Origin of the sequence: Parageobacillus thermantarcticus (assembly GCF_900111865.1) — a bacterium.
Taxonomy (GTDB): domain Bacteria; phylum Bacillota; class Bacilli; order Bacillales; family Anoxybacillaceae; genus Parageobacillus; species Parageobacillus thermantarcticus.
This window is the reverse complement of the sequence record NZ_FOJS01000001.1, coordinates 1-18,638: the sequence shown is the minus strand read 5'-3', so window position 1 is coordinate 18,638 and position 18,638 is coordinate 1. Positions and strand designations below refer to the sequence as shown.

The following is an 18,638-nucleotide window of genomic DNA, read 5'->3' as shown; positions in this document are numbered from 1 at the left end:
CAACCATTCATAGCAAAAAGAAGGCACTTTTCGTACGGTGCCTTCTTTTTTTAACAAAATTTTAACATTCGATTAAAATGTCGTTAATAGTTTCGTTATAAGCTAAATAAAGAAGAACTAAGTAAAATCAAGTGATGGGACGTTTTTCATGAAAGTGATAGAGATTTGGGTGGGATTTACCTTTTTATAGTAAAAATAAAAGGGGAGACATTTATGGGTGTAACAGTGGTAATGGAACGGGCGAATGTGAATACATTAAGGGAAGCGGTAAAAAAAGAGACGATATACCGTGCACATCAACTAAATGTATGGTACGGAGAGCATCACGCTTTAAAAAATATCAATTTATCTTTTTATGAAAATGAAATTACGGCGATCATCGGTCCGTCTGGTTGCGGAAAATCCACCTATATTAAAACGCTAAACCGAATGATTGAATTATCGCCAAATGTTCGCATTACTGGAGAAGTTACTTATCGCGGCCGCAATATTTTTGATCGTTCTTATCATGTAGAACAATTGCGCACGAATGTCGGAATGGTTTTTCAAAAGCCGAACCCGTTTCCGAAATCGATTTACGATAATGTTGCTTACGGTCCGCGCATTCATGGAATACGAAATAAACGCGTATTAGACGAGATTGTCGAAAAAAGTTTGCGCGCTGCGGCGCTTTGGGATGAAGTAAAAGACCGCCTTCATGAGCATGCGCACGCGCTTTCCGGAGGACAACAGCAACGGCTGTGCATCGCCCGCTGTTTGGCGGTGGAGCCTGACGTCATTTTGATGGACGAACCTACTTCGGCGCTCGACCCGATTTCGACGGCGAAAATTGAAGAATTGATGCAACAGCTGAAAGAGCATTATAGCATTATTATCGTTACACATAATATGCAGCAAGCGGCTCGCATTTCGGATAAAACGGCGTTTTTCTTAAACGGGGAAGTAATAGAGTACGGAGATACACAGCAATTGTTTTCGAATCCAAGAGATAAACGGACAGAAGACTATATTTCAGGACGGTTCGGATAAAAAGCGAAAACGGGGCTATTCCCTTGCGTTAGGGAATGCCCCGTTTTTATCCGGGTTTTTTCGCGATCAAATTGGCTATTTCTTCATAGTTCATGCCGCTATGTACTTTGTAAGTGCCGGCGCGGACGTAGCGGGTTAGCCCGTGCGTTCGTAAATAAGCGACAAACTTATCCGCATCGGGAATAATATGAGCGTCCTCCAACTTTTGTGCGAAGTCGTTTGTTTTTTCGCCTTTTTGAATCGTCAAAAAGTAAACATATACGATTTTTGGAGGCTGCTGATTGTTGGAAACGGCAGTGTTTTTATTTTGTTTCGCCGCCTCTTTCAATTTTTTATATTCCGTTTCGCTAATGGCGACCTTTCCTTCTTTTTTCAAGGTGTCATGAAGTTTGGCAGCGGCCATGGAGCCAAACTCCATGTAATAAGCGGCGCCAATAACGGAAGTAGCAAATAGCATGCCAAGGGCGATGGCGCGTATTTTTTGTTTCGTCATCGTGCAAGCCCCCTTAAAATCATGCGCACTTCTTCTATTGTCAGGGCGGTTTCGCGGGCGATTTGCTCATACGAAAGCCCTTGCTTATAGAGCATGAATACGCGGTTTTTTATGGAAGTGGAAGCGTGTCGATCGCTGTCATGTGCTGACGCGGTATTCGGCGCGATTTCATGGCGAATTAACAATTCTTCTTCTAACACTTGCAATCGTTTTTTCAGTTGATACGTTTCTTGCGCGAGCGATAGTGTGAGATGATCGAGCTGTTCTTCTATTTGTTTTATATCGTCTTTGGCAAAAAAAGAAATAAAAAAAAGGAAAACCGATAAGCCGAGCAAAGCGATCATTGCATATTCGATCATTATCATCACCCCATTTCACTATATCATAGCTTTGTTTTTTCGATAAATACTTAATCGTAAATTTAGATGTGGAAATTGCCGCGAAAAAATGCTATCATAGAAAAGTCTGATTATAATAAGTTTAACTATAGTAGTTTGGGAGGGAAGATGCATGCGCGTAAACATCACATTAGCTTGCACAGAATGCGGTGAACGTAACTATACTACGTCCAAAAATAAACGCAACAATCCAGATCGCCTTGAATTAAGAAAATATTGCCCAAGAGACAAAAAGGTGACGCTTCATCGCGAAACGAAGTAAGCAGTAGGAAACAGGTTTCCTGCTGCTTTTTGTCTTTTTATGCGGCAGGGAACTGTTTTTTTCGGTTGCCGCGAAACAGTGAGACGATCAGAAAATTTTTGGCGGAACGCTGAAAAAGCGAGATGAATGGAGGAAAAGCGCGATGGATGAAAAAAAGCAGATTCGTAACAAAATGAAAGTGCAGCTGCAACAATTAACAGAAGAAGAAAAACGAGCATATGATAAACAAATCGCTGAAAGGCTATACGAGCTTCCATTATGGAAAAGGGCGAAAACGATCGGCATTACTATTTCTAAAGGAAAAGAAGTTGATACAAAATCGATTATTGAACGGGCATGGCATGAAGGGAAAACGGTGAGCGTGCCAAAATGCGATCCAGCAACAAAGACAATGGTATTTCGGAAAATTCAATCTTTTTCGCAACTAGAATCCGTTTATTTCGGGCTATGGGAGCCAATTGAGAAGCTAACGGATGAAGTCAAAGGAAGCAATATCGATATCATGGTTGTTCCGGGAATATGTTTTGCAAAAGATGGCTACCGGATTGGATATGGAGGGGGGTATTATGACCGCTATTTGCAGCATGCTTCTATGCCGACGGTTTCATTAGCTTATTCGTTTCAAGTCGTTGAGTCTCTTCCTGTCGAAAAACATGACATTCCTGTTCAAATGATTATTACAAACGAAGGAGTTATCAAATGTAATGAATGAAAACGAATGGCTGTACGCGTTCGCTTCCGCCATGGTGGCGATTGGCGGCTTGTTTGTTCGTTCCCTTTCCATTTCCGGCGCGATGGCAACGGTGCTTGTCGGAACGATAGTCGGCAAAGCATTTTCATGGAAAGGGATGATTTTATTAGGCGTGTTTTTCATCAGTTCCAGCGTTTGGAGTAAAATTGGCAAAAAAAGAAAAAAGAAATTGACGGAAAAAGTAGAAAAAGGGGAACGGCGCGACTATATTCAAGTGTTTGCGAACGGGGGAGTCGCCGCACTTATTAGTTTATTGGCGATTTTTCATCCATCTTCGCTTTGGCTCGATCTTTTTATTATTTCCATCGCTGCCGCGAACGCGGATACATGGGCGTCAGAAATTGGCGGTTTAAGCCGGCAAGCGCCGAGATTATTGACAAATTTCAAAAAGGTCGAAGCTGGAACGTCAGGGGCGGTGACGCTGTTAGGAACGATTGCTGCTTTTTTAGGAGCCGCTTTTATTGGCGCTGCGAGCGCTATCCAATGGAAAGACATTTCCGTTATTACGATAGCGTTTTTCGGATGGCTCGGCAGCTTTTTTGACACATTGTTCGGCGCGGTTTGGCAAGCGGTTTACCGTTGTCCAGTGTGCGGACTTGAGACGGAACGGAAGGAACATTGTGGGCAGCAAACAATGCATATCAAAGGGTGCCGCTTTGTCAATAACGATGTAGTCAATGCTTTATCGATTGCTTGCAGCACGATCGTTTATCTTTTCTTTGCAATTGATTAGGCGAATATTTTCATACAAAACGGTCCATTTTTGGCCCGTTTTTTGTTGTCTTATATAAATGCGGTTTCATAAATGGATGAGCGGATGGGAAAAAGAAATAAAAAGGGATTCGTATCATGAGGGAGGAAGAAGAATGAATAAGTTTGTCTATTTAGCATTGGTGCTGATTACCGGTGTCATCGTGTATCGTTACCGTTACTCGTTTGTGAACGCGATATTGCGCATCCGGCCTTTGCAAACATGGCTCGTTCGCTCTGCGATGAGCGTTCCGTTTGTCCGCAATACAATCATTTCTCAAGTATTCCGATAAGTGTGGTACAATGAAACAGCAGGATGCTATTTGCCGCATTTGCTGGCTATGAGGGCGCGTTTCGCGCTGTCATTCCCTATGTTTTTTTCAAAAAGACGTTCTCTTTTCATTATGTGATCATGTAAAATTGCGGGGAGTTTCATTTTGCGAAAAGAAGGGAGAGGAGACTTTGAATGGGAAAATGGAATTGCTGTTTTGGCAGCTTGTTTATTTTTTTATTAAGCAGCGTTATCGCATCGTCCAGCTCGCAAACGATTCACGTGAAATTTGGCTGGAGTCGTTGGAAAACAAACATGTTCCGATTGTTCGGCTTGTGCGTGATGACATCGATTGGAGCCAATGGTTGAAACGGGATATAGAATATGCTTGGCGCGTTGCCGAACAAATTTCAAAACGGAGGCTAGGGAAATTCAATAAAATTGTCAATATTTATATTTCAACATATCCCCCAGTTGACGATTGGGAATTTTTAATCGAGAAACCGCTGCCGCTTTCACAGCAGCGCAATGCTGCTTTTCAAACATTTCTTATTCATTCCGGCAACATCCATATTTCATTGCAGCAATTAGCGGATATCGTCCAAACGCCTATCGCTTTTCCGCCGTTAGCGGGCGACCGTGATCCATTTTTCGAAGCAGAGCGGCTCAAGCGGGCTATTTTACGGGAAGCAAGAGAACAGCAGGAAAGAGAAAGACGATTGTTTGAATACGGCAAACCTGTTTTTACGTATATTTTTATCGCGCTGCAAGTGATTGTCTTTCTGCTCATGGAGCGAAGCGGAGGCAGCACGAATCCGGACGTGTTGATCCAATATGGCGCAAAATTTAATCCTCTTATTCAAGCGGGGGAGTGGTGGCGCTTTTTTACGCCGATTTTTTTACATATCGGTTTTTTGCATTTATTAATGAATACGTTCGCCCTTTACTATTTGGGCATGGCGGTTGAACGGCTTTACGGATCGTGGCGATTTTTCTTTATCTATTTTACCGCCGGGTTTTTTGGGACGCTTGGCAGCTTTTTATTCACTGCTTCTCTTTCCGCAGGAGCGTCAGGCGCCATTTTTGGCTTGTTTGGAGCGCTCCTATATTTTGGAACGGTGTATCGCCATCTGTTTTTTCAAACGATCGGAACAAATATTATCAGTTTGATCGTTATCAATTTAGTATTTGGAATGATGGTGCCGGGAATTGATAATGCTGGGCATATCGGCGGATTAATTGGCGGATTTCTTGCCGCTGGCATCGTCCATTTGCCAAACCATTTCGATTGGAAAAGACAAATGCGATCATTGCTTATCACAGTAAGCATCGCCGCTTTCGGTTTATATGTCGGGTTTTAACGAAAAATTTGCTGGATGAGGCGGATTTTTTCTCCGTCTTTTGTCTCGGTGAGCACAAGTAAATGGGAATAATCTTTGCTTATTAAAATAAGCGGCATTGTGCTGCCGATTGGCGAGAGGATGGATCCATCCTCTTTTTTTATGCCGAGAAAATAGGATTTATATAATCCTTCCCACAGTTTTCCGATTATTTCTTGCGTTTTTTCCATGGAAAGATCGGGCAATGGTTGTTCGTTGTAAACGATTAAGTCAGGCAAATATAAAGAATAGTATTGCTGCTTTTGGATGGAAAAATGCGATAAAAGCGATTCCGATGTGCGTCGAAGGAATTCGGTTGTTGCTTTGTTTAATACGTTTTGCCACTCTTTTTCCTCCCGTGTCGCTGCGCTGTGAAAGGAGGCAAGCGGGCTGTACGGAGAATCGATCACGTATAAGTAATCGCTTGTCATCGTTTGGCTGCTCATAATTGCTTCCCCTTCATGAAGTTCTCCATGGTGAAACGAAATAGCTTGAAAAAAACGGCTATCTCTCGCTTTCACTATTTTTTCTTGCGTTAATGTTTGGCTATTCGTCTTCCATTTGGAGAGACGATCAATGAGACGCCCGTCTGCAAAAAGCAAGGAAATATCTTGGCGCAAGTAGGCGTTCCGGTCTAATGCAGATGACGTCGACCAAAGCAAAGAATATGTTCCTTCCCGCTTTTGCGGTTGCAACTCAAGCGTTGTTGTTGCCTCGCTAAACGTTACGTGCGGATGAATCGGGAAAAAGATGATCGTTTCCTTTGTCGGGCGGTGGATGAAAAGAGAAAATAATGAGACGATCAATAAAAGCATCGCTATCGAAACTAATTTTTTCATCATAGCCCCCTATGTGGACAAGTTTGTTACCAATATATGAGCGTAAAGGGAAAAGTATGTATGAATTTATTTTTCGTTGTCAATCATGGATGATATCACGGTTGGAACAAGATGCAGGTGAGAGAATGGAAAAGGAAAGAAAAAAGCGATTCGTTTCTTCGCATATTCACGAAAACATAGCGTATTTGCGTAAAAAACTTGGCGTTGGAAAAAGTTTTGATGTGATTCAGCTTGATGTAGAGTATGCCGGGAGAGCAATGTCATTATTTATGATTGATGGATTTGTCAAAGATGATATTTTGCATTACTTAATGAGGAGATTGTCTTTCCTTGAGGAAAAACAACTGCAAGTACATCCGCTCGAAAAATTGCTGAAAACGTATCTTCCTTACGTGGAATTAAACAAAACGAATGATTTAGATGAAGCCGTCGATGCGGTGCTCGCTGGACCGACGGCATTGGTCGTCGATGGTGTTGATTATATCATTCTCATCGATGCGCGCACATATCCTGTTCGCGGTCCGCAAGAACCTGACGTTGAGCGGGTTGTTCGCGGGGCGCGTGACGGTTTTGTAGAAACGATTGTATTCAATACGGCGTTAATTCGTCGGCGCGTTCGCGACCCATCATTGCGCATGGAATATTTGCAAGTTGGCCGTCGTTCCAAAACGGATATTTGCGTTTGTTATATTGAAGATATTGCCGCCCCTGAAATTATCCAGAATGTAAAAAAAGCGATTGCCAATATTGATACGGATGGGTTGGCGATGGGAGAGAAAACAGTGGAAGAGTTTATTTCGGGGCGGCATTGGAATCCGTATCCGGTCGTCCGTTATACGGAACGACCGGATACAGCCGCAATCCATTTATATGAAGGTCATGTGTTAGTTATTGTCGATGGCTCCCCGAGCGTGTTAATTGCCCCGGTAACGTTTTGGCACCATCTTCAGCATGCGGAAGAATACCGGAATAAACCGATCGTTGGCGCGTATTTGCGGCTAGTTCGTTTTTTGGCGGTTTGGGCGTCTCTTTTTCTTTTGCCACTCTGGTATTTAATGATGACAGAACCGCAATGGTTGCCGTCTTCGTTATCCTTTTTAGCAAAAGCAAAACTTGGCGATATCCCGCTGTTTGCGCAAATTGTCATGATTGAAATTGGCATTGATATGTTGCGGATGGCGGCTATTCATACCCCTTCTTCGTTAGCTACCGCACTTGGGCTCGTTGCCGCACTGATGATCGGCGGGATAGCGGTGGAAGTCGGGTTGTTTTCGAACGAAGTCATTTTATATTTTTCGGTGGCGGCAATCGGCACGTTTGCGACGCCAAGCTATGAAATGGGGCTCGCGAATCGCCTTGTGCGGATCGGGTTGTTAGTGTTGACGGGATTGTTTAGCATATACGGTTACATGATTGGCATTACCGCGTGGATTATCGCCCTTATGCGGATGAATTCGTTTGGCATCCCGTATTTGTGGCCGTTTATCCCATTTTCTTATCGGGCGATGCGCGATGTGCTTATTCGCTCTCCAATGCCTTTAAAAAACCGGCGCCCGACGGTGTTACATCCACGTGATCCTGATCGGTAAAACAGGCTCTATAAGCGTTTTCCCCCAAGCAGCCTGTTTTTCTTTTTGCTCTTTTCTTGACGGATGATCTGTTTCTTTATACATTTATATTGGGTAAAAAAACGTGCAGGTGAAACAATGAAAACGGTATACGATGTGCAGCAGCTTTTAAAGCGGTTTGGGACGATTATTTACGTAGGGGATCGTTTGGCAGATTTAGAGTTGATGGAGGAGGAATTAAAAGAGCTATATCGGTCGCAGTTGATCGATGTGAAAGATTACCAAATGGCGCTTTTCATATTAAGGCATGAGGCACAAATCGAAAGAGAAAAACGAATGAAAAAGGAATGAAGCAAAACATGGCGGAAAAATGGCTTGTTGGTGTTGATTTAGGTGGAACGACGGTTAAAATGGCGTTTTTGACGACAGATGGTGATATTGTACATAAATGGGAAATCGATACGGATCTTTCAAACAAAGGGGAAAACATCGTCAAACATATCGCGCAATCGCTAGAGGATACGTTGCGTCGTCTAGGCGAAAGCAAAGACCGGCTGTTAGCGATCGGGATTGGCGCGCCGGGACCGGTACATAAGGAAACAGGGATGCTTTATGAAACGGTGAATTTGGGGTGGAAAAATTATCCTCTCAAAGAACGGCTAGAGCAGGAAACAGCGCTTCCTGTCGCGGTAGATAATGACGCAAATATTGCTGCGCTTGGAGAAATGTGGAAAGGGGCCGGCAATGGTGCGCGCGATCTTATTTGCGTCACGCTTGGCACCGGCGTTGGCGGCGGAGTGATCGCCAATGGCCAAATTGTGCATGGCGTCAATGGCGCCGGTGGAGAAATTGGCCACATGACAATGATTCCAAAAGGTGGCGCGCCGTGCAATTGCGGCAAAACCGGCTGTTTGGAAACGATCGCTTCTGCAACGGGAATTGTGAGAATCGCGAAAGAAAAATTATCACGGTGGAACAAGCCGACATTGCTTCGCAGCGAAACTGTAACCGCCAAAGCGGTGTTTGATGCGGCGAAAGCGAACGATGAATTGGCGCTCGAGGTGGTGGATGAAGCGACGTTTTACTTAGGATTGGCGCTGGCAAACGCCGCGAACGTGTCCAATCCGGAAAAAATCGTGATTGGCGGTGGCGTGTCAAAAGCAGGCGATATATTGGTAGAACGCGTCAACGCTTATTTCCGGCGCTTTGCGTTTCCGCGCGTCGCAGAAGGAGCGACGATGGTGCTGGCGACGCTTGGCAACGACGCGGGAGTCATCGGCGGCGCATGGTTGGCGAAAACGTCGTTCTGCGTTTGATTACCGAGAAATGAAGCGATTCACCGAGGGAATAGCTTTCGGTGAATCGTTTTTTTGTTTCATTTTCCGCCTCCCGCGCTCATATGTTGAAGGTAGAACATCAGGAAGGGGAGGATGCTTTGGACATATATGCTTCTCGCGGTGACGCGTTGACAGCGTACAGCGAATGGTTTTCTGTCCCTTACGAATTACTGCGAGATTCTAATCCGCACATCAAAAAAGATCGGCTAGAGCAAGGAGAAGTGGTGCGTATCCCAGGATATGAAACCGTTTGTATGTGGGAAGAGTTGGAGCATTTTTTCTTTGTGCATAAAGAAGCGTTGCGGCGGATGAAAGGAACGGAGCAAATCGTCCGCGGATCGGTGCAGTTGCCAAAACGCGTGATTTCCCGTGTCATTCAAGGACAAAAGGCGTACGATTTTTTCGCGCTAAAGCAAGATATTGAAGCGCTTTGCCGCTGCTATCCGTTTATGCGCACAAGGGCGGTCGGATATAGTGTGCTCGGTTTGCCATTGATCGAAATTCAAATTGGGCAAGGACCGATTCGCGTCCATCTGAACGGTTCGTTCCATGCGAACGAATGGATTACGTCGGCGATTATCATGACGTTTCTCAACGATTACTTGTTGGCAGTGACAAACGGAAAAACGCTTCGAGGGCATCATATGCTTGATTATTATCAAAAAGTGACATTATCGGCTGTGCCGATGGTGAATCCGGATGGCGTCAACCTCGTGTTGCACGGCCCCCCTAGGCAAGAACCGCATCGCAGCGAAGTTGTGCGAATGAACGGGGGATCCGCTGATTTTTCGCAATGGAAGGCGAACATTCGCGGCGTTGATTTGAATAACCAATTTCCGGCAAAATGGGAAGTGGAACGCGCTCGGAAAATTCCGAAAGCGCCGGCGCCCCGCGATTTTCCGGGATTCGCGCCGCTTACGGAACCGGAAGCAAAAGCGATGGCCGCATTGACAGAAGAAAGTGATTTTGACATGATTGTAGCGTTTCATACGCAAGGAAAAGAGATATACTGGGGGTATGAAGGATTGGAGCCGCCTTGTGCGGAAAAAACGGCGATGGAATTTGCGAAAACGAGCGGTTATCAAGCGGTAAAGTATATCGACAGCCACGCGGGATATCGCGATTGGTTTATTCAAACATGGAAACGAAGAGGGTATACGGTGGAATTGGGGGAAGGAGTCAATCCGCTACCAATGGAACAGTTTACGGAGATTTACGAAGATAGCCTTGGCATTTTTCTAGCAGCCTTGTATATGGCTTGAGGAAAAAAGAAATATCGCACTATAATAAAGTAAAGAGTAGGGAAAGGAGAAAAGAAGATGGCGATTGTCGATGTAACGGTCATTCCTATCGGCACACCGACGCCGAGTGTTAGCGAATATGTCGCAGAAATGCAAAAAGTGCTCGAAACGTACAAACGTGACGGGAAAATCGATTTTATGTTAACTCCGATGAATACGATTATTGAAGGCGAATTGCCTGTATTGTTTGAAGTGATTCAAGCGATTCACGAAGTGCCGTTTTCGAAAGGAATTCAACGCGTGGCGACAAATATTCGCATCGACGACCGTCGCGATAAGAAACGGCGAATGGCGGACAAAATCGCAAGCGTACAGGAAAAAATGAAATAAAAACGCAAGAGGCATGCACGCCTCTTGCGTTTTAATGCGTACCTGTCGGAAAACCGTGGTGTAATACGGTCATGACGGTAAACCAGCCAAATACGGCGAAAGTCCCGAGGGCGAAAAGAATTCCGAGTATATTTTTGGCGCGCAATGAACGTACAATTCCGTAAAGCGCTAACAGTGTTATTAATCCAAAGATAATGACTGTGCCCACTATTGTTTCCCCTCCTTTTTGGAATCGTCCGTATACAAGATTATGTAGAAAACCGACTAATTCCTTTTCATTGTAATCATTTTTTCATTATTTGTCGAGGGCGAAAATATGAACCATCACAAATACCCATCAACGACTTTTTTACATCCTTTTTCATTGTAACACGATTTTTGAAAAGATGTAAGCGCATCCGTTTGCGAATGGCAAATAAATAAAGGTTGCGATAAAATAATGATGTGCCAATCGCTTTTGGACGAAGCAGAGAAAGTGTATTTTTTATATTTACTGTTGCATTCGTTGAAACGGATTTTATTTGGAACGATAAGGAGGAATCATCATGAAATGGGAACGTATCCCGGTTGGGCCGATTCAGGCAAATGCCTACATTTTATCACACGAGGATGGGACTTGCGTTATTTTCGATCCGGGCGGCGAAGGTGACAAAATTGTGCGGCGCATTGAAGAACAGCAATTAACGCCGCTTGCGATTTTATTGACGCACGCTCATTTTGACCATATCGGCGGCATTAATGAAATGAAGCAAAAATGGGAGTTGCCGATTTATATTCATGAAAAAGAAAAAGAGTGGCTTGTTGACCCTGCTTTAAACGGATCCGCTTATTTTGGCGGCGGGCAAGTTGTCGTCCACCATGAACCGACGTGCTTGCGCGGGGAGCAAACGTTACAAATCGGAGCGTTTGCTTTTGAACTGTTGGAAACACCGGGCCATTCGCCAGGAAGCATTTCTTATTATTGCAAAGAGATAGAAGCGGTGTTTTCAGGTGATGTGCTTTTTTTAGGAAGCATTGGACGCACTGATTTGCCTGGTGGTAATCACGAACAGCTGTTGCGCAGCATTCATGATAAGCTGCTTGCGCTGCCGGAAGAAACGATCGTGTTATCTGGACACGGACGTGAAACAACCATTGGAGCGGAGATGGATACGAATCCGTTTCTCCATGGATTTTAATGAGTGGAAGGATGTCTCCTTCCTTTTCTTTTAAGTCAATTGTGTCGATTCGCTTTTTGTCGAAAAGGTCAAGTTTTGATTATTACGTAAAAGTTCGCAATAGGGCGTTGACAAACAAGATTTGCTTTTTGTCGTTTTCTTTTTATTCGATTTCTACGCTTCATCTTCATGAAAAACAAAAAACCCTTCTTTAGTAAAGAAGAGTTTTTGGGGGATGTTCTATCCATATAATGGGAGGGGATATAGTTAAGCTACTATAACAATATAACAGTATTTTCATTATGTCAATAGTAAAAATGGGATAGAAGGAGAATAAGCGGGCGATGAATCCGATTTATAAAGCGATCGAAGCTTCGGCGCAGCGGCGATTATCGTACGCAGAGTACATGCGGCTTGCTTTATACGATGAACGGTATGGCTATTATATGAGGGAAAGAGCGCAGATAGGAAAAGAAGGGGACTTTTTTACGAACAGCCATGTTTCCGATGTGTTCGGCAAACTGTTCGCTTCTGTTTTTCTTCGCCTCGTTGAGAGAAATTATGTCCCCCCGCATATTTGCGAATTTGGAGGCGGAGACGGCAAATTCGCTCGCGCCGTGTTGAACGAATGGAAAGAAAAAAGCCCAAATACGTATGAGCAGCTAACGTATACGGTGCTTGAAACAAGTCTAAAGCAACGGGCACGACAGCTGCAAACGCTTGGCGCTGTTTCCGAAAAAGTGAAGCAATATAAAAATATACAGGAGTTTCAGAAGCACGCCGCTTCGTTTTCAGGAATTGTGTTTAGCAATGAGTTTTTTGATGCTTTTCCCGTTCATGTCATCACAAAAGAAAATGGAACGTTATATGAACTGTTTATTACGATAGACGGCGACAAATTAGTAGAGGAAAAACATCCGTTAGAAAATGAACGCATTATCGAATATTTGCGCGAAAGGCAGCTTTCTTTAGCAGAGGGACAACGTTTGGAAGTGCCGCTCGCGCTGAAAACGTTTCTTTTGAAGACAGCAAAGTTTTTTCGTCATTGCGTCATGTTTACGATTGATTATGGCTACACGGACGAAGAATTACGATTGCCGGCAAGGCGGCAAGGAAGTTTGCGAGGGTATTATCGCCACAAGTTGATAGCAAACCCGCTTTGTCATCCCGGCAAAATGGATATAACTGCCCATATTCAATGGGACGCGTTGCGGATGTACGGCGAACAAGCGGGATGGCAATGCGTTTCTCTGTTAAGGCAAGACCGCTTTTTGCTTGCAGCGGGGATATTACAATATTTAGAAGAACATGATGACGAGAATCCGTTTTCCGAAAAAGTCCGGCAAAATCGTGCAATTCGTTCGTTAATGATGGATGATGGGATGAGTGCCGCTTTTCATGTAATGATCCAGCAAAAAGGAGTGAACGTTCATTGGGATCATATATGGGCGCAACGGGAGTTTTTATCATTTTCATAAGCACTGTGCAAAAAAGAGCGGGAGAAATCGTCCTCCCGCTCTTTTTCTTTATTCTCCCATTCCCGGAACCATCATAAATGTTGTCCAATACGTAAACGCAGCGAAGAAAATTGTTAAGTATGCCCCAAAAATATAAATGTACATTCTTTCCGTCAATTTCAAAAAGCCGAGAAATAAGAAAAACACCGTTTGACCAAAGAAAATTAATGAGGTCGTAGGCATATGTCCGAGATAAAACATAACTGCAAAAATTCCAGTCCAAAATGCGAGGACGCGGAACATGCGATCCATTATGTATCCCTCCTTTTTATAAGCAAGTCCCTATCTTTAACTATTATAATGTACAATTTATATGAATGTAAATAACGCTTTCAGTGTGAAGCGATGTTGATATATGAATTGGCGATGGCAGCCAAACGTAGACCGCTTTTCTGCCGCAATCGACAGAAAAGCGGTGAATTTGCGTATCGTTAAGCGTAGTGCAACATGTTTACTTTGCCACGTCCGCACGGTAGGAACAACGGTCGCATCCGTTCGTTATATTTTCGATTTCCGCTAGTTCGATGTCTGGGAAAAGAACTTCAAACATTCCTTGCAAAAAGGCGTGATGCATTTGGCAAGTGACTTCCGGTTCTTGCAGAGCAATTTCTTTAAATGGACAGTTGAAAATTTGTAAATACATTTTCTTTTCTTTTTCATTATATTCCAATGTCGGATAAAATCCTGCTGTTTCCGCTGCCTCTTTAATGATTTCCGCTTTTTCGGCGAACGTTAGCTGCTGTGGAGATTTGTCATGAGGGATTCGTTGGGCAACAAGTTCTTTTCCAAACGTTTTCCCTGTTTCATAAAGCGCTTGTTTTCCGGCGTCTCCAAGCTTCATCATTGTTTGTATCGCAATTTTAGAAAGAAGCTGGTAATCGCGAAACGGAAAATAAAGTTGGATTACGTCGTCAGATAGACGATAAAGTCGGCTTGGGCGTCCTCCTTTTCCTGTTTTTTGCGTTTCCGACACGATCATATTCACATCTTCCAGTTTTGTTAAATGAAGGCGCGCGACATTTGGATGGATGTTAAACGCTTCCGCGATTTCTTGCACCGATACTTTCTTATGCTTTTTTATAATGTACTCATAAATATGGTAGCGTGTTGGGTCCGATAATACGTTCGTAATTTTTAATGTTTGTTCCATTCCTTTTCACTCCTAAACCAATCATTACATTTTTATTATAATACAACGGTTTTTTTGAAGGGAATGGTATTTATCGCTGCTATCATCAATATCGTGAAAAGTTCATGAAATGTTCATGAAAAATTTTTATGTTGGAAGCAGGAAAATAAAAAAACGAGTCGAAATATGTAAAAAACAGAAAGGGGGAATGGCATGAACAAATGAACGAAATCGAATATCTCGCTGATCGTCTCATCAAAGAAGCGAGTTTACTTCATGTGTCTGACATTCACATCGTTCCGCGTAAAGACGATGCAGCAGTGCGTTTCCGATTAGATGGATCGCTTATGGAAAAAGAAGTGCTCACAAAAGAAATATGCGAGCGCCTTATTACGCATTTTAAGTTTTTAGCTGGAATGGACATTGGAGAACGTCGCCGGCCGCAAAGCGGAGCGATGGAAACGAAGCAGCATGGAGAAATCATTCACTTGCGCCTTTCCACATTGCCGACCGCTTACGATGAAAGCCTCGTCATTCGGCTTCTTCCGCAAAACTTGTTTCTTCCTCTATCACAGCTTTCTTTATTCGCCAACGCCGCGAAAACGTTGCTTTCCCTTTTTCAGCAGCCTCAAGGGTTAATTATTTTCACAGGACCAGCCGGGTCAGGAAAGACGACGACATTGTATACGTTGTTGCGCGTCTGCCAATCCGAATGGAATCGCAATGTCATCACACTCGAAGATCCCGTTGAAAAGCGAATCGACAATATATTGCAAGTGCAAATTAATGAGAAAGCAGGAATCACGTATGCAAATGGTTTAAAAGCAGTTTTGCGGCACGACCCGAACGTCGTGATGATCGGTGAAATCCGGGACGCCGAGACGGCAAAAATTGCGGTACGTTCTGCGATGACAGGACATTTGGTCATTATAATAGACCTATGCATATAAACACCAATTCAATAAAATTCAATATCCACAATTTTCACGCTTTCTGGTTTAGGTTGTCGGCTAATTTTATCGATAACCAATTTTTTTACAATCATTTGCAACAGAGATTTCTTTTCGAGAGGCTCCATGTATTCCCAGTTATTACGAATGTTTTTTGCTAGTTCTTTTAGTTTATCTATAGGCAGCATTTTCCCTTGTTTAGGTTGTATCTTTTCAAGTTCCTTCTTAAGTTCTTCTTCTTTTTCGTTTTCTTCCTTCATTCGTTGTGCAAAATCATCATCGCTTATTATTTCGTTTACCCAAGCATATTGCCATTTTGCACGTCTTTTTTCAATTGATTTCAGTTCGTTTTGAATAGCCTTGATACGTTCTTTTGAATCATCCTCATCGTTGTGTTGCAAATCATCTAATATTTCATCTTGAATTTTAATAGTTTCAATAAATTTTAAAAATTGTTGTTCAATGAATCGTTCTGACATATACGGCAGATCGCATAATCCGTAACGACGGTTGTAGCAATAGTATGTTTTTAATTTGTGTGTTTTTGTTTTACGTTTTGAATAGCCATGTTTTCCGGAAAGAGGGCCTCCACAGCGAGCGCATCTGGCTATACCCGAAAAAATAAATTCGCTTGTAGCTGCTTTAGGGTGTACTTTGCTACGTTTATTCATTATTTTTTGCGCCTTTTCGAAAGTTTCTTCTGAAATGATTGCTGGAACCGCGTTTTTTACCTCAAAATAATTTTCTTGATTGACGCGATAATTGTAACGCATTGTGCCGATATAAACAGGATTCTTGAGGATATACTTTATTTTACTGTCACACCATCCAAATCCCGATTTAGTACGAATTTGTGATTTATTCAGTTCAACTGCTATTTTGCTCATTCCTTTTCCAGAAATATATAAGTCAAATATTTTTCTTACCACTGCAGCTTCTTCCTCAATAATTTTTAACGTATCGTTCTCTCGGTCAATTTCATAACCAAACGGCGCTTTATTGGTAACCCATTTCCCTTGTCGAGCCTTCTCTTGTAATCCCACCCGCACACGCTCAGCAAGGTTTTCACGTTCCCATTGCGCCAGTGCAGCGACGATGGTAATGAACATTCTACCCATCGCTGTTGTGGTGTCATACACTTCCGTAGCCGACTTGAACTTGCAATCGTGCTTCTCGAATAGTTCAAGGAGTTTGTACAAGTCTAGCACGGAACGTGTCAAGCGATCGAGTCGATATACCAAAACGCAATCGATCAATCCTTGCTTGATATGTTTTATCATTCGTTTCATTTCGGGTCTTTCTAAATCTTTTGCGCTATACCCATCATCAACATAAAATCCTGCAATATCCCATCCTTGGGAAACGCAGTATGCTTCTAATTTGTTCTTTTGCGCTTGAATCGAATATCCTTCCCGTGCTTGGTCCTCTGTACTGACACGAATGTATAGTGCTGTTCTCAATGTGTTTCGCCTCCTTGAAAAAAGGAGGGCGGGCATGTTGCCTGCCCACCTGTTTTGATTAAATCCCTAGTGCTAGAGATTTAATAAATTTTTACAGCTTGTACAACTTTACCAATAATCTTAACCTCATCTTTCATGATGTCATATATTTGCGGTTGGTAAGATGGATCGTTACTCATCGGAATAAGAGTGATTATATTTTTGTTTATCGATACTTTTTTCACTGTGGCTTCGTAGCCGTTCACTAACACCACAGCGATTGAGCCGTTTTCAACCGTGCTGGTTCTCTCCACAAGAACATAAGAACCTTCTGGGAACTCTAAATTCATACTATTGCCTTTTACCTTCAAATAAAAATACTCTTTATGTTTATTTAAGAAAGATGAAAGGATTGGCATGTATCCCTCGATATTTTGTTCAGCAAGTATAGGTTGCCCAGCAGCAATAGTTCCGACAATAGGAATGTTTGTAATGTTTGAAAAATCCTTGTTTATTACTTCATACATACTTAATTCATTATCTTTTAAGCCTAGAATTTCATCCAACGACATACCAAAAAAGTCTGCTATGTATCGCACAGAGTCGATTCTAGGTTCTTCTTTATCGTTTTCCCATTTTGAGATCATACCCTTATTAAAGTTTGTCCCATATTTGGTATTAAGAGCTTTCGCCAGTCCTTCTTGTGTTAAATTCATTGATGTTCTTAACGCTTTTAATTTTTTACCAAACGAATATTCCGCTATTTTACTCACCTCCTTTTTATTTAGTTTAGATACATCTAAACACATTATACGGTATCGGTTTCGATACCGCAATATTTTTTGCAAAAAAATGATAAAAAAGTAGTTGACTTCGAAACATATAAATAGTATATTTGAATCAGAAGTTGAGTTTCGAATACGAAACATGGAGGGGTGGTGATCGATATGGGTATGAAAAAAGAAATAAAAAGACGTCATGCTCCATATACGAAGTTAAAAGCATACTTAAATGAAATTGGCATGACGCAGGCTGAATTAGCTAAATTGCTTAACAAGTCAAGATACGCACTCAACCAAAATCTAAATGGCACCGGCGGCGATTTTTCATTAAGCGAAGTGCGTTTGATTTGCATGACTCTAGGCATTAGTGCTGACGAATTTTTTATTGAACCGCAAGTTTCGAAAACGAAACAAGACGCATCATGATTTGAGCTAATCAAATACTGTCCATCTTCAAAACAAACAAGGGGCGAGATGTTATGCAGAATGACAATGTTATCATGAATCAACCGTCTAAAAAAGCTCAGCGAATTATGGTTGAGTTCTTCATGAAAACGTCCATTCCGCGTATTTTAGCTGCACTTGATCGCGGAGAACTTGTTTGGGAAAACGGGCAGCTTGTGCGAGCGAAGGAGGTGACCGCCCATGCAAATCCGCAACGTCTCGTTCGATGAGTTGCCTGAATTCGTTCGCAAAGGGATTGAAGCCGGATATAAGAAGCCACTCTTTGTCAAAGCGACTGTGTTTGAGTTTTCCTTTGCGCCTTCATTGTACGAAGTGTGTGTGCTGGATTTAGACCGGAACGTCATCGCTGAAGTGACATTCGAGGAAGGAGCAGGTGTGAGACACGAATCAACGGTCATGCTTGGAACGGTGGTAGAGGCACTCAAAAAGTATCCAGAACGCTTTGGTCTCGAATGAGGCATTCCTTTTGGAAGAAAAGCGGACAAGCGGGA

General features: G+C 42.8%; 24 protein-coding genes and 1 pseudogene. 17 read left to right on the top strand and 8 right to left on the bottom strand.

Annotated elements, in window-relative coordinates; all coding sequences use genetic code 11:
- Window positions 1–213 precede the first annotated feature (213 nt).
- Entirely contained in the window at window positions 214–1,029 is an 816-nt protein-coding gene (gene pstB / locus BM278_RS00120; protein ID WP_090947393.1) for a phosphate ABC transporter ATP-binding protein PstB, read from the top strand.
- Between the two features lie 46 nt (window positions 1,030–1,075).
- On the opposite strand, the gene BM278_RS00115 is transcribed toward pstB, so the two are convergent.
- Both BM278_RS00115 and BM278_RS00110 read right to left on the bottom strand, forming a co-directional pair.
- Window positions 1,076–1,522 carry an endolytic transglycosylase MltG gene (locus tag BM278_RS00115; RefSeq protein ID WP_090947392.1) on the bottom strand — a complete coding sequence of 149 codons (447 nt, stop codon included), beginning with the start codon at window positions 1,520–1,522 and terminating at the stop codon, window positions 1,076–1,078.
- A complete protein-coding gene (locus BM278_RS00110; protein ID WP_090947391.1) occupies window positions 1,519–1,881 on the bottom strand; it encodes a hypothetical protein in 363 nt (120 codons plus the stop codon). Before BM278_RS00110 ends, BM278_RS00115 begins: the two co-directional genes overlap by 4 nt.
- 151 nt (window positions 1,882–2,032) lie before the next feature.
- Between BM278_RS00110 and rpmG the strand changes: the two genes are divergently transcribed.
- The 5 genes from rpmG to BM278_RS00090 all read left to right on the top strand — a co-directional run bounded on the left by rpmG (window position 2,033) and on the right by BM278_RS00090 (window position 5,315).
- Window positions 2,033–2,182, top strand: a complete 150-nt coding sequence (rpmG, locus tag BM278_RS00105) for a 50S ribosomal protein L33 (protein ID WP_003249157.1) — start codon at window positions 2,033–2,035, stop codon at window positions 2,180–2,182.
- A gap of 142 nt (window positions 2,183–2,324) precedes the next feature.
- On the top strand, window positions 2,325–2,894 hold the full coding sequence (locus BM278_RS00100; RefSeq protein WP_090947390.1) for a 5-formyltetrahydrofolate cyclo-ligase: 570 nt from the start codon (window positions 2,325–2,327) through the stop codon (window positions 2,892–2,894).
- A complete protein-coding gene (locus BM278_RS00095) occupies window positions 2,887–3,666 on the top strand; it encodes a DUF92 domain-containing protein (RefSeq protein ID WP_090947389.1) in 780 nt (259 codons plus the stop codon). Before BM278_RS00100 ends, BM278_RS00095 begins: the two co-directional genes overlap by 8 nt.
- Before the next feature lie 133 nt (window positions 3,667–3,799).
- A complete protein-coding gene (locus BM278_RS18580; protein WP_167359558.1) occupies window positions 3,800–3,976 on the top strand; it encodes a hypothetical protein in 177 nt (58 codons plus the stop codon).
- Between the two features lie 169 nt (window positions 3,977–4,145).
- Window positions 4,146–5,315, top strand: coding sequence for a rhomboid family intramembrane serine protease (locus BM278_RS00090; RefSeq protein WP_090947388.1), 1,170 nt, complete (start codon window positions 4,146–4,148; stop codon window positions 5,313–5,315).
- On the opposite strand, the gene BM278_RS00085 is transcribed toward BM278_RS00090, so the two are convergent.
- Entirely contained in the window at window positions 5,312–6,172 is an 861-nt protein-coding gene (locus tag BM278_RS00085) for a hypothetical protein (RefSeq protein WP_090947387.1), read from the bottom strand. The genes BM278_RS00090 and BM278_RS00085 overlap by 4 nt on opposite strands.
- Window positions 6,173–6,297: 125 nt before the next feature.
- On the opposite strand from BM278_RS00085, the gene BM278_RS00080 reads away from it, so the two are divergent.
- The 5 genes from BM278_RS00080 (at window position 6,298) to BM278_RS00060 (ending at window position 10,708) form a co-directional block, all read left to right on the top strand.
- Window positions 6,298–7,761 (top strand): spore germination protein, encoded by a 1,464-nt coding sequence (locus BM278_RS00080; RefSeq protein ID WP_090947386.1) that lies wholly within the window; start codon window positions 6,298–6,300, stop codon window positions 7,759–7,761.
- A 117-nt stretch (window positions 7,762–7,878) separates the two neighbouring features.
- Complete coding sequence (locus tag BM278_RS00075) at window positions 7,879–8,091, top strand: YqgQ family protein (RefSeq protein WP_090947385.1); 213 nt, start codon at window positions 7,879–7,881, stop codon at window positions 8,089–8,091.
- An 8-nt stretch (window positions 8,092–8,099) separates the two neighbouring features.
- Window positions 8,100–9,056 (top strand): ROK family glucokinase, encoded by a 957-nt coding sequence (locus BM278_RS00070; RefSeq protein WP_090947737.1) that lies wholly within the window; start codon window positions 8,100–8,102, stop codon window positions 9,054–9,056.
- 119 nt (window positions 9,057–9,175) lie between these two features.
- Window positions 9,176–10,339, top strand: a complete 1,164-nt coding sequence (locus BM278_RS00065; protein ID WP_090947736.1) for a M14 family metallopeptidase — start codon at window positions 9,176–9,178, stop codon at window positions 10,337–10,339.
- Between the two features lie 57 nt (window positions 10,340–10,396).
- Complete coding sequence (locus BM278_RS00060; RefSeq protein ID WP_003249171.1) at window positions 10,397–10,708, top strand: MTH1187 family thiamine-binding protein; 312 nt, start codon at window positions 10,397–10,399, stop codon at window positions 10,706–10,708.
- 31 nt (window positions 10,709–10,739) lie between these two features.
- Here BM278_RS00060 and BM278_RS00055 read toward each other — a convergent pair whose 3' ends face one another.
- Window positions 10,740–10,916 carry a DUF2759 domain-containing protein gene (locus BM278_RS00055; RefSeq protein WP_090947384.1) on the bottom strand — a complete coding sequence of 59 codons (177 nt, stop codon included), beginning with the start codon at window positions 10,914–10,916 and terminating at the stop codon, window positions 10,740–10,742.
- Window positions 10,917–11,253: 337 nt separating this feature from the next.
- Here BM278_RS00055 and BM278_RS00050 point away from each other — a divergent pair, with 337 nt between their 5' ends.
- Window positions 11,254–11,886 carry an MBL fold metallo-hydrolase gene (locus tag BM278_RS00050; RefSeq protein WP_090947383.1) on the top strand — a complete coding sequence of 211 codons (633 nt, stop codon included), beginning with the start codon at window positions 11,254–11,256 and terminating at the stop codon, window positions 11,884–11,886.
- 323 nt (window positions 11,887–12,209) lie between these two features.
- The gene (locus tag BM278_RS00045) at window positions 12,210–13,343 is read left to right on the top strand and encodes a class I SAM-dependent methyltransferase (RefSeq protein WP_090947382.1); all 1,134 of its coding nucleotides are present in this window, start codon (window positions 12,210–12,212) and stop codon (window positions 13,341–13,343) included.
- Between the two features lie 48 nt (window positions 13,344–13,391).
- Here the strand turns inward: BM278_RS00045 and BM278_RS00040 are convergent, their stop codons facing one another.
- Both BM278_RS00040 and BM278_RS00035 read right to left on the bottom strand, forming a co-directional pair.
- Window positions 13,392–13,634: a DUF2626 family protein gene (locus BM278_RS00040; RefSeq protein ID WP_090947381.1), complete on the bottom strand. Its 243-nt coding sequence runs from the start codon at window positions 13,632–13,634 to the stop codon at window positions 13,392–13,394.
- A gap of 199 nt (window positions 13,635–13,833) precedes the next feature.
- Window positions 13,834–14,532 carry a helix-turn-helix transcriptional regulator gene (locus BM278_RS00035; protein WP_090947380.1) on the bottom strand — a complete coding sequence of 233 codons (699 nt, stop codon included), beginning with the start codon at window positions 14,530–14,532 and terminating at the stop codon, window positions 13,834–13,836.
- Between the two features lie 200 nt (window positions 14,533–14,732).
- Between BM278_RS00035 and BM278_RS00030 the strand changes: the two are divergent.
- A pseudogene (locus BM278_RS00030) lies at window positions 14,733–15,440 on the top strand (ATPase, T2SS/T4P/T4SS family); the annotation flags it as partial.
- 29 nt (window positions 15,441–15,469) lie between these two features.
- On the opposite strand, the gene BM278_RS00025 reads toward BM278_RS00030, so the two are convergent.
- Both BM278_RS00025 and BM278_RS00020 read right to left on the bottom strand, forming a co-directional pair.
- Complete coding sequence (locus BM278_RS00025; RefSeq protein WP_090947379.1) at window positions 15,470–16,921, bottom strand: recombinase family protein; 1,452 nt, start codon at window positions 16,919–16,921, stop codon at window positions 15,470–15,472.
- A gap of 80 nt (window positions 16,922–17,001) precedes the next feature.
- Entirely contained in the window at window positions 17,002–17,673 is a 672-nt protein-coding gene (locus BM278_RS00020; RefSeq protein ID WP_208601723.1) for a helix-turn-helix domain-containing protein, read from the bottom strand.
- Window positions 17,674–17,847: 174 nt separating this feature from the next.
- Between BM278_RS00020 and BM278_RS00015 the strand changes: the two genes are divergently transcribed.
- Genes BM278_RS00015 through BM278_RS00005 form a run of 3 tightly spaced genes read left to right on the top strand, consistent with a single transcriptional unit; the run spans window position 17,848 to window position 18,603 of the window.
- Window positions 17,848–18,108: a helix-turn-helix transcriptional regulator gene (locus BM278_RS00015; RefSeq protein ID WP_244151060.1), complete on the top strand. Its 261-nt coding sequence runs from the start codon at window positions 17,848–17,850 to the stop codon at window positions 18,106–18,108.
- Between the two features lie 53 nt (window positions 18,109–18,161).
- A complete protein-coding gene (locus tag BM278_RS00010; protein ID WP_090947377.1) occupies window positions 18,162–18,356 on the top strand; it encodes a hypothetical protein in 195 nt (64 codons plus the stop codon).
- On the top strand, window positions 18,328–18,603 hold the full coding sequence (locus BM278_RS00005; RefSeq protein WP_090947376.1) for a hypothetical protein: 276 nt from the start codon (window positions 18,328–18,330) through the stop codon (window positions 18,601–18,603). The genes BM278_RS00010 and BM278_RS00005 overlap by 29 nt, the downstream gene beginning before the upstream one ends.
- Window positions 18,604–18,638 lie beyond the last annotated feature (35 nt).

Excerpts from the sequence above, each read along its gene's own strand:
- pstB (WP_090947393.1), top strand. The coding sequence starts at position 214 with ATGGGTGTAACAGTGGTAATGGAACGGGCGAATGTGAATACATTAAGG.
- BM278_RS00115 (WP_090947392.1), bottom strand. The coding sequence starts at position 1,522 with ATGACGAAACAAAAAATACGCGCCATCGCCCTTGGCATGCTATTTGCT.
- BM278_RS00110 (WP_090947391.1), bottom strand. The coding sequence starts at position 1,881 with ATGATCGAATATGCAATGATCGCTTTGCTCGGCTTATCGGTTTTCCTT.
- rpmG (WP_003249157.1), top strand. The coding sequence starts at position 2,033 with ATGCGCGTAAACATCACATTAGCTTGCACAGAATGCGGTGAACGTAAC.
- BM278_RS00100 (WP_090947390.1), top strand. The coding sequence starts at position 2,325 with ATGGATGAAAAAAAGCAGATTCGTAACAAAATGAAAGTGCAGCTGCAA.
- BM278_RS00095 (WP_090947389.1), top strand. The coding sequence starts at position 2,887 with ATGAATGAAAACGAATGGCTGTACGCGTTCGCTTCCGCCATGGTGGCG.
- BM278_RS18580 (WP_167359558.1), top strand. The coding sequence starts at position 3,800 with ATGAATAAGTTTGTCTATTTAGCATTGGTGCTGATTACCGGTGTCATC.
- BM278_RS00085 (WP_090947387.1), bottom strand. The coding sequence starts at position 6,172 with ATGAAAAAATTAGTTTCGATAGCGATGCTTTTATTGATCGTCTCATTA.
- BM278_RS00080 (WP_090947386.1), top strand. The coding sequence starts at position 6,298 with ATGGAAAAGGAAAGAAAAAAGCGATTCGTTTCTTCGCATATTCACGAA.
- BM278_RS00075 (WP_090947385.1), top strand. The coding sequence starts at position 7,879 with ATGAAAACGGTATACGATGTGCAGCAGCTTTTAAAGCGGTTTGGGACG.
- BM278_RS00070 (WP_090947737.1), top strand. The coding sequence starts at position 8,100 with ATGGCGGAAAAATGGCTTGTTGGTGTTGATTTAGGTGGAACGACGGTT.
- BM278_RS00060 (WP_003249171.1), top strand. The coding sequence starts at position 10,397 with ATGGCGATTGTCGATGTAACGGTCATTCCTATCGGCACACCGACGCCG.
- BM278_RS00050 (WP_090947383.1), top strand. The coding sequence starts at position 11,254 with ATGAAATGGGAACGTATCCCGGTTGGGCCGATTCAGGCAAATGCCTAC.
- BM278_RS00045 (WP_090947382.1), top strand. The coding sequence starts at position 12,210 with ATGAATCCGATTTATAAAGCGATCGAAGCTTCGGCGCAGCGGCGATTA.
- BM278_RS00040 (WP_090947381.1), bottom strand. The coding sequence starts at position 13,634 with ATGGATCGCATGTTCCGCGTCCTCGCATTTTGGACTGGAATTTTTGCA.
- BM278_RS00035 (WP_090947380.1), bottom strand. The coding sequence starts at position 14,532 with ATGGAACAAACATTAAAAATTACGAACGTATTATCGGACCCAACACGC.
- BM278_RS00015 (WP_244151060.1), top strand. The coding sequence starts at position 17,848 with ATGGGTATGAAAAAAGAAATAAAAAGACGTCATGCTCCATATACGAAG.
- BM278_RS00010 (WP_090947377.1), top strand. The coding sequence starts at position 18,162 with ATGCAGAATGACAATGTTATCATGAATCAACCGTCTAAAAAAGCTCAG.
- BM278_RS00005 (WP_090947376.1), top strand. The coding sequence starts at position 18,328 with ATGCAAATCCGCAACGTCTCGTTCGATGAGTTGCCTGAATTCGTTCGC.